12 protein-coding genes are annotated in these 13,322 nt (G+C 70.2%); 1 reads left to right on the forward strand and 11 read right to left on the reverse strand.

The features are described from left to right. From DLJ58_RS31280 to DLJ58_RS31315, 8 genes are all read right to left on the reverse strand, one after another. Nucleotides 1–1,456, reverse strand: a 1,456-nt coding sequence (locus tag DLJ58_RS31280; protein ID WP_148098025.1) for an ABC transporter ATP-binding protein, incomplete at its 3' end; no start/stop codon positions are given. Next, nucleotides 1,453–3,159 carry an ABC transporter transmembrane domain-containing protein gene (locus DLJ58_RS31285; protein ID WP_124862064.1) on the reverse strand — a complete coding sequence of 569 codons (1,707 nt, stop codon included), beginning with the start codon at nucleotides 3,157–3,159 and terminating at the stop codon, nucleotides 1,453–1,455. The genes DLJ58_RS31280 and DLJ58_RS31285, both read right to left, overlap by 4 nt. Before the next feature lie 56 nt (nucleotides 3,160–3,215). Further along, nucleotides 3,216–3,806: a gluconokinase gene (locus tag DLJ58_RS31290; RefSeq protein ID WP_124862067.1), complete on the reverse strand. Its 591-nt coding sequence runs from the start codon at nucleotides 3,804–3,806 to the stop codon at nucleotides 3,216–3,218. Further along, entirely contained in the window at nucleotides 3,796–5,025 is a 1,230-nt protein-coding gene (manD, locus tag DLJ58_RS31295; protein ID WP_112619703.1) for a D-mannonate dehydratase ManD, read from the reverse strand. Before manD ends, DLJ58_RS31290 begins: the two co-directional genes overlap by 11 nt. Nucleotides 5,026–5,056: 31 nt before the next feature. After that, nucleotides 5,057–6,205, reverse strand: coding sequence for a galactonate dehydratase (gene dgoD / locus DLJ58_RS31300; RefSeq protein WP_124862070.1), 1,149 nt, complete (start codon nucleotides 6,203–6,205; stop codon nucleotides 5,057–5,059). Nucleotides 6,206–6,212: 7 nt separating this feature from the next. Beyond that, a complete protein-coding gene (locus DLJ58_RS31305; protein ID WP_112588853.1) occupies nucleotides 6,213–7,028 on the reverse strand; it encodes a carbohydrate ABC transporter permease in 816 nt (271 codons plus the stop codon). Then, entirely contained in the window at nucleotides 7,025–7,978 is a 954-nt protein-coding gene (locus tag DLJ58_RS31310; protein ID WP_208646462.1) for a carbohydrate ABC transporter permease, read from the reverse strand. Before DLJ58_RS31310 ends, DLJ58_RS31305 begins: the two co-directional genes overlap by 4 nt. Nucleotides 7,979–8,053: 75 nt before the next feature. Further along, the gene (locus DLJ58_RS31315; RefSeq protein ID WP_244219209.1) at nucleotides 8,054–9,292 is read right to left on the reverse strand and encodes an ABC transporter substrate-binding protein; all 1,239 of its coding nucleotides are present in this window, start codon (nucleotides 9,290–9,292) and stop codon (nucleotides 8,054–8,056) included. A gap of 183 nt (nucleotides 9,293–9,475) precedes the next feature. On the opposite strand from DLJ58_RS31315, the gene DLJ58_RS31320 reads away from it, so the two are divergent. Beyond that, on the forward strand, nucleotides 9,476–10,264 hold the full coding sequence (locus DLJ58_RS31320; RefSeq protein WP_124862076.1) for a FadR/GntR family transcriptional regulator: 789 nt from the start codon (nucleotides 9,476–9,478) through the stop codon (nucleotides 10,262–10,264). A gap of 59 nt (nucleotides 10,265–10,323) precedes the next feature. Here DLJ58_RS31320 and DLJ58_RS31325 read toward each other — a convergent pair whose 3' ends face one another. The 3 genes from DLJ58_RS31325 to DLJ58_RS31335 form a co-directional block, all read right to left on the reverse strand. Beyond that, nucleotides 10,324–11,064, reverse strand: a complete 741-nt coding sequence (locus DLJ58_RS31325) for a DUF6069 family protein (protein WP_124862079.1) — start codon at nucleotides 11,062–11,064, stop codon at nucleotides 10,324–10,326. Between the two features lie 5 nt (nucleotides 11,065–11,069). Further along, the gene (locus DLJ58_RS31330; RefSeq protein ID WP_425271361.1) at nucleotides 11,070–12,071 is read right to left on the reverse strand and encodes an RNA polymerase subunit sigma-70; all 1,002 of its coding nucleotides are present in this window, start codon (nucleotides 12,069–12,071) and stop codon (nucleotides 11,070–11,072) included. 284 nt (nucleotides 12,072–12,355) lie between these two features. Next, on the reverse strand, nucleotides 12,356–13,264 hold the full coding sequence (locus DLJ58_RS31335) for a hypothetical protein (protein WP_124862085.1): 909 nt from the start codon (nucleotides 13,262–13,264) through the stop codon (nucleotides 12,356–12,358). Nucleotides 13,265–13,322: the final 58 nt, after the last annotated feature.

Below are 13,322 nucleotides of genomic sequence, written 5' to 3' on the forward strand. Positions count from 1 at the left end.
CCTCCCCCACCGCGGTGGCGAGGCCCTCCGGCAGGGTCCGCACCCACTCGGTGGCGCCGACGAGGTCGAGGGCGGCGGCGATCTCGGCGTCGGTGGCGTCCGGGTCGGCGAGGCGCAGGTCGTCGGCGAGCGGCCCGGCGAAGACGTGCACCTCCTGGCTGATCAGAGCGATCTCGCGACGGAGGCGGTGCTCGTCGAGCTGTGTCAGCGGCACGCCGCGCAGGGTCACCGCGCCGTCGGTGGGCGCGATGATGCCGGCGATGATGCCGGCGAGGGTGCTCTTGCCCGCGCCGCTCGCGCCGACCAGGGCGACGCGCTCCCCGGGGGCGAGACGCAGGCGGATGTCCCGCAGCACCACCGGCCCGTCGTCGTAGCGGTGCTGCCCGACGGTCACCTCCAGTGCCGCCGGTACGCCCCGATCGTGGCGGTTGGGCTCGGTGCCGGCGGGGGTCGCGGTGTCCGGCAGGGTGGTGACCCCGACGAGTCGGGCCAGGCTGGCCCCGGCCTGCAACACCGAGTCCGACTCGAACAGCAGCAGGCCGATGGGGTTGAAGAGGCGGTGGAAGTAGAGGGCGGCAGTGGTGGCGGCGCCGATGGTGGCCAGGTCACCGCGTACCAGCAGGAAGCCGGCTAGCAGCACGGCGGCGAGCCCCACGAACTCCGAGCGGTTGATGCGCAGGCCGAAGCGGGTGTAGAGACCGAAGATCTCCAGCGACAGGTCGCGGGCGACGCCGGAGCGCTCCGCGATCCGCGCGACGTGGGCGTCCTCCATCCGGTAGGCGCGCACGGTGGCCGCCCCCCGCAGCGCCTCGGCCGTCGCCTGCGCGCGCTCGCCCGTCGCCACCCGCTCGCGGGCGTAGTACGGCACCGACCGCTTGAGGTACCAGCGCAGCGCCACCGCGTACGCCGGGGCCGCGGCCAAGCCGGCGATGCCGAGCCGCCAGTCGAGGGCGAAGAGCCCCGCCGCGGTCAGCACGACGGACAGCAGCGCGCCGAGGAAGGCGGGGCCGCTGGTGGCGATCACATTCGTCACCACTGCCACGTCGTCGCCGGCACGGGCCACCAGGTCCCCGGTCCCGGCTCGCTCCAGGGTGGCCGACGGCAGGTGCAGGGCGCGGTCGAGGACCCGCTCCCGGAGTCGGGCCAGCACGGTCTCGCCGAGGCGCGCGGCGACCGCCGCTCCGGCCGCGGTGAGGAGCCCCGCGATCACGGCGGCGCCCGCGATCACGCCGGCCCAGGCGATCACCCGAGGCGTGTCGGTCCCGGCGATGACGTCGTCGACGAGGCGACCGAGCACCCAGGGGGCGACCAGCCCGGTCGCGGCGGCGACGACCAGCAACGTGCCGGCGGCGGCGCTGAGCCCTGGCAGGAGGGCCAACTCGGTACGGAGGGCGACCCAGGTCTGCCGGCCGGTGGCCGTGGGCAGCAGTTGCCGGGTGATCGGCTCGGACGTCATCGCAGGGTTTCCTCCCGGTAGCGGGCGTCGCTGGCGAGCAACCGCTCGTGCGGACCCTCGACGACGACCCGTCCCCGGTCGATCACCGCGACCCGGTCGGTGATCCGCAGCAGCGCCGGGCTGGTGGTGATCAGCACCGTGCCGCGGTTTCCCGCCCCGCGCGCCCCGGCCAACCTGGTGGCGAGCAACCCCTCGGTCACCGCGTCGACCGCCGTGGTGGGGTTGTGCAGCACCAGCACCGGCGGGTCGGCGACGAGCGCCCTCGCGAGCCCGATCCGCTGCCGCTGCCCACCGGAGAGGTTCGCTCCGCGTTCGGTGAGCAGGCGGTCGAATCCGTGTGGGTGCGCGGCGAGCACGTCCTCGGCTGCGGCAGCCCGCACGGCGGCACGCAGTACCTCGTCGTCGACGGAGGCGCCGGCGCTGAGATTGGCGCGCAGGGTCCCCTCGAACAGGGCCACGTCATGCTGCTCGACCAGGACCACGGTGCGCGCGGCGTCGATGTGCAGATCGTCGGCGGGCACGTCGTCGACGCGGATCGTCCCCCGGTGGTCCGCGCGGGGCACCCGACCGGCCAGCAGCGCGACCAGCGCCTCAGCCTCGCTCGGATCGTAGGCGAGCACGCCCAGGATCTCACCGGCGCGGACGCGCAGGCTGACGTCGTCGAGGCCCGCGTACGAGACCCCGTCGAGGGTGAGCCGGGAGGGGCTCGGGGCGGGCGGCCCGGCGTCGCCCGGCTGGACGGCCGGCGCGGCGCCGAGGACCCTGGCCACCCGTCCCGCGGAGGCTCGGGCCATGGCGAACAGCTGGACGCAGTACCCGAGCGTCTGCACCGGCTCGGCGATGAACTGGGCCAGCCCGACCACGGCGACGAGCTCGCCGATGGTGAGCCGGCCCTGTAGTGCGAGCCAACCGGCGAAGCCGGCGACCGTGGCGAGGAAGAGGCCGTTGACAGTGGTGGTGAGCCCGAGGTGCAGACCCTTGGTGGTGGCGGCGCGCAGGGTGACGTCGAGCGCGTGACGGCTGGCTCCCGCGTACCGGCGGGCGGCGTGGTCCTGTGCGCCGATGCCGCGCAGCACGCGCAGGCCGCTGACGAGGTCGACGGCGAGCGCGGTCGTGGCGGCGAGCGCCTCCTGCTGCGACGTGCTGCGCCGGGTGAGCAGCGGCGCCATCCGCTGGAGGGCGAAGACCAGCAGGGGTACGCCGATGAGCACCCCGAGGCCGAGAGGAATGTCGACGACGAGCAGCGCGACGGCCGCGACCACGATGGCGGTGAGCGCCGCGGCGGTGAGTCCCGCGACCCGCACGACGAGCGCGGACAGCTCGGCGTCGGAGGCCGTCACGGAGAGCAGTTCGCCGTCGCGCATGCCGGACCGGCGTCCACGCGGATCGAGGGCGCTGCGGACGATCTCGACCCGGGTGGCGTGCGCCTCGTGTTCGACGGCAGCGAACGCCAGTCGTGCGCCGGCCCGGTAGGCGAAGGCGAGCACTGTGAACAGGGCGGCCAGGCCGGCCAGCGAGAGCAGCAGGGCCCGGACGTCCCCGGTGGCCACCGCACGGTCGATGACCACGCCGATGGCCACCGGGACGAGGGCTTCGGTGGCCTGGTGGGTGCAGAGCAGCGCGATGCCGCCGGCCACCCGGGCGCGCTGTCGACGCAGCGCGCGACGGAGCACCACACCACCGGTGGTCTCGGCGACTGTCATGCTCGGATCGATGAGGGCACGGCGACGGACTCCACTTATGATTAGGGCAGGCTAACCTAACATGCCCCCGACGTGGGATTTGACCCGCGGTCCTGGTGCTTCCCCGACGGCACCGAAGCCGGCAGACCGAGACCCTTGACGGCCGCCGCGACCAGTGCCTCCGGGGCCAGCGAGACATCGAGTACGAGCACCGACTCGTCCGGCTCGGCCGGTTCCAGCGTGGCGAGCTGCGACTCCAGCAGACTGGCCGGCATGTAATGCCCCTCGCGCCGGGCCAATCGGGCTCGGATGACCTCCACCGGCCCGTCCAGGTGCACGAAGTCCACCCGGAGCGGGCCCTGACGGAGCACGTCCCGGTACGACCGCTTCAACGCCGAGCAGGCCAGCACCGTCGAGCGGCCCTCGGCGCCGCGATCGGTGATCCACCCGGCGATGTCCCGCAGCCAGGGCCACCGGGTGGTGTCGTCCAGCGGTACGCCGGAGCGCATCCGCGCCACGTTCTGCGGGGAGTGGAACTCGTCCGCCTCGGCGAATGTCAGCCCCGTCGCCGCGCCGATCCCACGCGCCACAGTGGTCTTGCCGGCCCCGGAGACGCCCATCACCACGACATGCCGGGTGGGCCGGGCGCCGCGCCGCTCACCAGTCATGGACCGTGCCGTCCTTGAGCCGGTTGAACGGCAGGTACGCCGGCTCGTACGGGAACCGTGCCGCCGCCTCCTCGTCGAGCTCCACCCCGAGCCCCGGTTGGTCGCCCGGGTGCAGGTAGCCGTCGGTGAAGGTGAACGACTGCCGGAACACCTCGTTGGCCAGCGGGGTGTGCTTCATGTACTCCTGGATCCCGAAGTTGTGGATCGCCAGGTCCAGGTGCAGGGCCGCGGCCATGCCCACCGGGGAGATGTCGGTGGGTCCGTGGATGCCGGACTTGATCTGATACTGGGCGGCGAAGTCGAGCAGCTTGCGCATGGCGGTGATGCCGCCGGTGTGGGTGACCGCCGACCGGACGTAGTCGATCAACTGCTCCCGGATCAGGGTCTGGTAGTCCCAGACCGTGTTGAAGACCTCACCGATGGCCAGCGGGGTGGTGGTGTGCTGGCGGACCAGCCGCAGCGCCTCCTGGTTCTCGGCCGGGGTGCAGTCCTCCAGCCAGAACAGGTCGTACGGTTCGAGCGCCTTGCCGAGCTTGGCGGCCTGGATCGGGGTCATCCGGTGGTGACCGTCGTGCAGCAGCGGCAACTCCGGGCCGAACTCGCCGCGCACCGCCTCGAAGACCGACGGCAGGTGGCGCAGGTACGCGCGGGTGTCCCAGTCCTCCTCGGCGGGCAGCGGGGTGCGCTGCGCGGGCTCGTAGTCGTAGCGCTGGCCGGTGGAACTGGGTTGTGCTGCCACGCCGTAGACCGCGTTGATCCCCGGCACCGAGGTCTGCACCCGGATCGACCGGAAGCCCTCGTCGAGGTGGCGACGGATCGAGTCGAACAGCTCGGGGATGTCCCGCCCCGACGCGTGCCCGTACGCCATGATGCCGGTGCGGGACGCGCCGCCCAGCAGTTGGTACAGCGGCATGCCCGCGGCCTTGGCCTTGATGTCCCAGAGCGCGACGTCCACCGCGGCGATGGCCGCCATGGTGACCGGGCCCCGCCGCCAGTACGCCGAGCGGTAGAGGAACTGCCAGGTGTCCTCGATCCGGTGCGGGTCCCGTCCCATCAGCAGCGGGGCGACGTGGTCGCGCAGGTAGGAGGCGACGGAGAGCTCGCGGCCGTTGAGCGTGGCGTCGCCCAGACCGGTGATGCCCTCATCAGTGGTGATCTTGAGGGTGACGAAGTTCCGGTCGGGGCTGGTCACGATGATGTCCGCTGCGACGATCTTCACGGGGTGCCTTTCGTTCTTGCCGGTCGGGGTCTCACCACTCCGCGTAGGAGCCGTCGGGGTGCCGCCAGGTCGGGCTGCGCCAGGCGTGCCCGCGCTTGTCCGCGGTCCGCACGGCGTGTTCGTCGATCTCGATGCCGAGACCGGGCGCTGTCAACCGCTGCACGTACCCGTCGACGAAGGTCAGCGGGGTCTGGTCGAGGCAGTAGTCGAGCACCTCGGCGCCCTGGTTGTAGTGGATGCCGATGCTCTGTTCCTGGATCAGGAAGTTGGGTGTGGCGAAGCCGACCTGGAGGCAGGCGGCGAGGGCGATCGGCCCGAGCGGGCAGTGCGGGGCGATCTGCACGTCGTACAGCTCGGCCAACGTGGCGATCTTGCGAACCTCGGTGATGCCGCCAGCGTGCGCGAGGTCCGGCTGGGCCACGGCGATGCCGGCCTGCAACACGGGCAGGAACTCCTGCCGGCTGTAGAGCCGCTCCCCCGTCGAGATGGGGGTGGTGGTGCAGCGGACGACCTCACCGATCAGGTGCGAGTTCTCCGGCACCACCGGTTCTTCCAGGAAGAACGGCCGGTACGGCTCCAGCAGCGGGGCGACCCGCCGGACGTTGGCGAGGGTGAACCGACCGTGGAAGTCGACAGCGACGTCGCGGTCGTCGCCGAGGACCTCGCGGGCGACGGCCACCCGCTGCACCACCGCGTCGAGGTCGGCGACCGAGGCGAGCGCGCCCATCCGCCCGGACGCGTTCATCTTCACCGCGGTCAGGCCCGCCTCGATCCGGGCGCTGATCTGGTCGCGGATCTCGGCGGGCTCGTCACCACCGATCCAGCCGTAGACCCGGATCCGATCCCGGACCGGCCCACCGAGGAGCTGGTGCACGGGAGCGCCGTAGTGCTTACCGGCGATGTCCCAGAGCGCCTGGTCCAGACCGGACACCGCGCTGGCCAGGATCGGGCCGCCCCGGTAGAAGGACCCCTTGGTCAGCACCTGCCAGTGGTCCTCGATGCGCAGGGCGTCCCGTCCCGTGAGCAGCTCGCTGAGTTGGTGGACGGCAGTGCGCACGGTCTCGGACCGGCCCTCGCAGGTCGCCTCGCCCCAGCCGACGATGCCGGACTCAGTCTCGATCCGGACGAACAGCCAGCGGGGCGCGACCAGGAACGTCTCCACCTTCGCGATCGTCGTCATGTCGCGGTCAGCCCTTCGTGGCACCGGCGGTGAGGCCGGAGACGACGTACTTCTGCACGAACAGGGCGATCAGCATGATCGGCAGGGTGACCACTGTCGCGGCGGCCATCAGGCCGCCCCAGTCGATGCTGGCGTAGCCGACGAAGTCGAAGATCGCCACGGGCAGCGTCTTGGTGTCGGAGCCGGAGAGCACCAGGGCGAACATGAAGTTGTTCCAGGAGAAGATGAACGAGAGGATGCCGGCGGTCGCGACGCCGGGCACCGACAGCGGCAGGGTGATCCGCCGGAACGCGCCGATGTGGGTCAGCCCGTCGACCAGCGCCGCCTCTTCCAGCTCGGTCGGCAGGCCGTCGAAGTAGCCCATCATGATGTAGACGATCAGCGGCAGCGACACGAACATGTGGCTCAGGATCAGCACGCTGAACCCGCCGACCAGCTTCAGGTTCGAGAAGACGTAGTACCAGGGCACCAGGAGCGAGACGCCCGGGATCACCCGGGCCATGAGCACGACGAGCGCCGACTTCTTCATGTTGAAGCGGCTCATGGAGTAGGCGGCGGGCACCCCCAGCAGGAGCGAGAGCGTGGTGGCCGCGAACGCCACCCAGAGGCTGTTGCCGATGAACTCGAGATAGTTGGCCTGCTGGAGGACGGTCTCGTAGTTCTTCAGGCTGGGCGAGAAGACGAACGCCTTGGCGGTGTCGTAGATGTCCACGTTGGTCTTGAACGACGCGGCGATCATCCAGAGCAGCGGCGCCATCAGCGCGAACACCACGACGACGAGAGCCGAGTTGCGGAACACCCGGTACGGCTTGCTCGGCTTCATCGGCCCAGCCCCTTCTTGCGATAGGTGAGGGCCCACATCACCCCGATGATGATCAGGAAGAAGATGATGAGGACGGTCGAGGAGACGCCGTAGTCGTTGTAGTCGAAGCTGAGGCCGTACGCGTACACGTTGAGGGTCTCGACCTCGTGGAACGATCCGCCGCCGCGCCCCTTGGTGGCGTAGAGGATGTCGAACGTCTTCAACGCGTCGATGCCACGTAGCAGGATGGCGACGATCACCGTGGGCATCAGCAGCGGGAGGGTGACGTGCCGGAACCGCTGCCAACTGCTGGCGCCGTCGATCCGGGCCGCCTCCTGGGGCTCGTCGGACAGCGAGGTGAGCCCGGCGAGCAGGATCAGCACGACCATCGGGGTCCACTGCCAGATGTCGATGAACATCGTCGTCGGCAGGGCCGAGTGCTGCCCGGCCAGCCAGGGTTGGGGGCCGATGCCGATCCAGCCGAGCAGTTGGTTCGCCATCCCGATGTTGGGGTCGAAGATCAGGCGCCACATCATGCCGACCGCCACCGGAGTGGCCACCAGCGGCAGGAGGATCGCGACGCGGACCCACTTCTCACCGCGGAAGGGCCGCCACAGCAGCAGGGCGATCGCCATGCCGAGAATGACCTCGAAGAACAACACGACGCCGGTGAAGAGGACCGTACGCCAGACCGCCGGCCAGAACCGGTCGGTGTCGGTGAGCACGTCGAGGTAGTTCTGGAAACCGATGAACTCGGACTCGGCGCGTACCGAACCCTCTGCGTCGGTCAGGCTCAGGTACCCGGTCCACGCCACCGGAAAGATGATCAACACGGCGACGAACGCCATGGCGGGTGCAGCGAAGAGCCACTTGCGGTGTTCGTTGGCCCAACGCGACCAGGCCGACGTCGTGTCCACTGACGCCGCGGGGGCCTCGGGCGAATCGGTACGGGGGGTGAGAACCGCTGACATTGAGATCTCCGGGTTGGAGGGGTCAGGTCCCGGCGAGGCGGCGGAGCCGGTCGGCCCCGCCGCCCTGCGCGTGGGTTACTTCGCCTCGTCGTCGAGGAACTTCTGGAACGCCGCGTTCGCCGCGTCCGCCGAGCTGGCGGCGTCCTTGCCGGTGATCGCGTCGACGATCGGCTGGCCGACGATCTCCCGCGCCTCAGCCACCTTGACCACCAGCGGACGGTCGTGCCCGACGCCGTTGGCGGTGCTGACCGTGTTGGCCTCGGCAAGGTCCTTCGGCAGGGTCGCGGTGCTCGCCGGGTTGGCCCAGACCGAGGTACGGGCACCGGGTACGCCGGCCGTCTGCTGCGCCAGCGCCTGCTCCTTGCCGGCCGCCCACTGGATGAACTTCCAGGCGTTGTCCTTGTTCTCCGAGCTGTCGTTCATGCCGAGCGCCCAGGAGGGGATGTTGTACGGCTTCGATCCGGCCGGGCCGGCCGGGAAGGCGGTGAAGCCGACGGAGTCGACGACCTTGGACTTGGTCGGGTCGGTGGCGTTCTTGTAGAGCGAGTTGGCCTCGGTGTAGAAGGCGGCCTTGCCCTGCGTGAAGATCGCCATCGCCTCCGACCAGCTCATGTCGGTGCTGATGTTCTCCGGGCCGTGGTCCCTGAGCAGCCCGCCGTAGTAGGCGTACGCCTGCTTGGCCTGCTCGGTGTTGACAGTGGCCTTCCCACTGGCGTCCACGAAGTCGCCGCCGAAGCTGAAGAGGAAGCTGGAGAACTGCGTGACCGCGGCGGCCTTGCCGGTACGGGCGACGAAGCCGGCGACGCCCGGGTTGTCGGCCTCGATCTTCGCGGCCTGCGCCTTGAGCTCGTCCAGGGTCTTGGGCGGTGCGGTGAAGCCGGACTTCGTCAGAAGGTCCTTGCGGTAGTAGAGGACCTCCTGCTCGGTGATGATCGGCAGACCGACGACCTTGTCCTCATAGGTCGTCGCCTGCACCGGCCCAGCCTGGAAGTCACCGAACTCGAAGGCGCTGTCGGACTTGACCTTCTCGCTCAGGTCGGCGAGGTACTTGTTCTTGCCGAACAGCTTCCCCTCCTGCAGGGGCCGGTACATCATCACGTCGAGGTCGGTGGACCCGGCGTTCAGCTTGACGTTGTACTGGTCGGAGAGCTGGTCCTCGCCGAGCTGGGTGACTTCGACAGTGAGGCCGGACTGCTTCTCGAACTCCGGCAGGGCCTTCTTGATGTTCTCGGTCCACACGTGGTTGACAAGTGTCACGCGAACGGTCTTCGAGCCCTCGCCGCCGCCATCGCCGCCGCATGCGGCCAGGCTCATGGCGGTGACCACAGCCAGAGAAGTGCCGATTATCGATCGACGTCGCACGCTTGTCTCTCCTTCTGTCGTGGTCGCCGCCCCCGAGAGAGCCGCTACCTCGGTGTTACATCCGCTTAACATCGGGATGCTAGGCCGAAAAAGCTGATTACCTCAAGAGGTTGATGCAAATGATATGATCTTTGAGTGGAACCGTCCTCACCAGAGGTTGCAGCCGCTCCGGCCCTCCCCGCCGAGTCCGGGCTACACGCGCGCGTCCTCGAACACCTCGGCACCGCCATCTGCGGCGGCGAGTTGGCACCCGGATCGGTCCTCAACATCGACGAGCTGGTCGACCGCTACGCCGTGTCCCGTTCGGTCGTCCGCGAGGTGCTGCGAGTGCTGGCCTCGATCGGATTCATCGAGGCGCGCCGACGGGTAGGTGTGATGATCCGACCGGCGAGCGCGTGGAACGTCTTCGACCCGCAGGTGATTCGCTGGCGTCTCGCCTCGGCCGGCCGGATGGCCCAGCTCCGCTCGATCACCGAGCTGCGCACCGCCGTCGAGCCGCACGCGGCCTACCTGGCCGCCAGCCGGATCGGCCGCGACGAAGCGAGTGACCTGGTCGGCCTGGCGGCGAAGATGTGGGCGGCCGGCGAGGCCGGTGACGAGGAGCGGTTCCTGCACCTCGACATCGAGTTTCATCGGCGCGTCCTGCTCGCCTCCGGCAACGAGATGTTCGTCCGGCTCCAGGAGCTGGTCGCGGAGGTGCTCACCGGCCGGCACAAGCACCACCTCATGCCGCACCACCCGCATGAGCAGGCCCTCCAGATGCACGCCGACGTCGCCCAGGCGATCCAGCGGCGCGACGGGGAGCGTGCCCGGCAGGCGATGGTGCAACTGATGGAGCAGGCCTTCGACGAGATGAAGTCACTGTGGGAGCAGACCGGCCCACCTGACCGGGACGCGGTTGGCGGCCCGACGAGCGGCGCGTGAGGCAGGGGGCCGGCCCGATGGGCCGGCCCCCTGCGCGGTTCGGTGTGCGCGAGGTGTCGTCAGTCGGTCCGGGTACGCAGGCTCCGTGTCAGGACGGGGATCACCACCGCCGCGGCGACGAGGTGCAGCCCGAGGAGGGCGGTGACGGTGGCCGCGTTCGCCCCGGAGATGAGGGGCGGGACCAGCGAGATCACAGTCAAGGCCACCGCCGTCCACACGAACCGGTCGGCGGGTCGAGCGCTCCACCGGAGCAGAGCCACGGCGATGACGACGCCCACGATCGAGAAGAAGCCGGTCACCACGGCGAACCCGGACAACGGAATCGTCTCGCCACCCTCGGGGATCTCGAAGTCGACGCCAGCGGCCCGGGCCAATGCGGCGGCGAGGGTGGTGATCACCATCGCCGCGAGCGTGGCAATCAATCCGGTGCCGGCGAGCCCACGGAATCGGTGCGTGTAGCGGGGTGGGCCCGAGGCCGGACCGGCCACGATCCCGGTGTCCTTCATGCTGTTCATGTCGTCTCCTTCATACGGAGCCTGGCGTACGGAATGTGTTGCCTGCCGTGTGACGGCGCCGGGCGTGAAGACACGCACTTCCGCCGTACGACGGTCGGGGTTACACAGCGCGCGGACGCCGGTGCCGCGCAGCCAGAAGCCGGCATCGCGCCCGAAGACCGGCCCGGGCTCGCCGTCGCGCAGCTCCAACTGCACCCGCCCGCGGGTGACCACGCCGAACGCGTCGTGCCACTCCGCCGCGACCACCTCGGCACGCGCGCCACCGCGCAGCGTGAGCGTCCGCACCGGGACTACTCCGTGCCGTCCGCCGGCAGACGTTCCGGCAGCCCGAGCCGCGGGAACTGGTCGTCGTGAAAGATGAAGACCTCGGTGATCGCGCCGCCGGTGATGCGCAGGACGTCGATCGTCAACGGCAGGTACGCGCCCTCCTGCTCCCGCCAGTGGTAGAAGGCGACGGCGGGCTGGCGGTTCACCGAGGTGGGGACCGCACGCAGGCCCTTCATGCCATCGAAGCCGTCCTCGACCCAGCTGTTCACCACCGCGTCACGGCCGACGTACAGGCCCGGCGTGGGCGGCATCGAGTAGCGGACGTCGTCTCGCAGCATGGCAGCGAGCGCGTCGACGTTCGTGGCCACGCTGGCGTCGGTGAAGCGGCGTACCAGCTCGCGCGTGCCGGCGTCCTCGTCGCCGCCGGTCCAGTCCTGCCGCTCGGCGGGCAGGTGCTCCCGCATGCCGGCGCGAGCCCGCTGCAGCGCGCTGTTCACCGAGTTGACCGAGTCTCCGAGCAGCTCCGCGACGTCCCTGGCCGGCCAGCCGAGCACGTCCCGCAGGATCAGCACGGCCCGTGGACGCGGCGCGAGGTGCTGGACCGCGACCAGGTACGCCAGCTCGATCGTCTCCCGCGCGACGGCGACGGTCTCCGGCTCGTCCGCGTCGCCAGCGGGCACCTCGTCGAGCAACCGATCCGGGTAGGGCTGCAACCACAGCACCTCGCCGCCGGTCGCCGGCTCCGGGCGGCGCTTGGCGAGCAGGTCCAGGCAGGCGTTGGTGGCGATGCGGTACAGCCAGGCCCGGAAGGTCGACCGCCCTTCGAAGGTCTCCCGCCGCCGCCAGGCACGCAGGAACGTCTCCTGCACGGTGTCCTCGGCGTCCTCGAACGAGCCGAGCATCCGGTAGCAGTGCACGTGCAACTCCCGCCGGTGCCGCTGCGCCAGCCCCGAGAACACCGGCTCGTCGACCTCGCCCAGACCACTCACGCCCAGCTCCTCCAGCCGCGTGTCCGCACTCATCACGTCATCCTTCCGCCTCGTCATGTCCTGTCGTAGGTATGACGGGCGCGGACGCGACAACTCATCACTGGAGTGGGCCCTTGTCATCCTCGCGAGGGTCGACGCGGACAGTGGGCCGCGGCGATCGCGACGAAGCTGTGACTGCCTCAAGGCCAGGTTGAGTACCTGAGCTGCACTTCCCCTGCCGGAGCACGACGATCAGGTGATGAAAAATAGGTCAGGAAGGTTCCTGGACACTACTTTTCATCACCTGATCTTGGTCGGAGCGGTGACGCGCGAACGTGGTCCTACTGGGCGGTGCCGCCGCTCGATCGACTCGCGCCGGCGGAGGGCCGGTGCGCGATGCGGGGTGCCCGCACGGCGGAGGCGTTGCCGGCGCCGGGGCGGTAGTCCCGTGCCGCGCTGGCCACCATCTCGTCGGCATCGCGAGTAAGCGTCTCCCGGATGTGCGGCGGAACGAACTCGGACGTCGCCATCGCCAGTCGGACCTGCACCGCGCGGTCGTCGACCAGACGGGCCAGGTCCGCCTCGCTCAGCTCGACGGCCCGCACCAGCGCGGCACGGACGTCGACCACCGGGTCCGCGGCGAGCGCACTGCGCTGCGCGGCGGTGGTCCGCGGGTTGCGGGCAACCCCCTTGCGTACGCGTGCGGTGCGATCGGCCAGCAGGGCGTTGATCACGTCGGGGTCGTGGGTGTGCGTGCCGAGTCGTTCCCGTACCTCGGGTGACACGTCGTCGATCAGCTTGGCGGCCAGCTCCGGCTCCAGCTCACGACTCTCCGCGAGGAGGCCGCGAAGCTCCTTGTCCGAGGTTTCCGACATGACCTTGCGGATCGACTCGTCACAGGCCGGGTTGCCGGCGACCGCCCAGCGGACCCACCGGTCGGCGTCCTTGACCAGGCGCATGAGGTTGGCGATCGACGTGGAGGGGTTCCTCGCCACTGCCTCCCGGACCTGACGATCATGGTCGCGGGTGAGCGGTCGAAGGGCCTGCGCGGGTGCGTCGGCCCGCGAGGCGACCGCCTTGCGGACCAGCTCCGATGGGTCGGACGCCAGGTCGATAAGGGTCATTTGTGGCGTTGTGGGGTCTTGGGCGAGGGCGAGCCGAGCGTCAACGCTGCCACCGATCGGACGGTGGGCGGTGGTGCCGGACTCGCTGTGACGGTCGGACGCGCCGACGTCCTGCTGTTTCCCCATGGCGCAATCATGTCACGCGCCCGGTTCGGCCGGATTGGCCACGGGCGCGTGACATGAT

Source organism: Micromonospora arida (genome assembly GCF_003857035.1).
GTDB classification, from domain to species: domain Bacteria; phylum Actinomycetota; class Actinomycetes; order Mycobacteriales; family Micromonosporaceae; genus Micromonospora; species Micromonospora arida.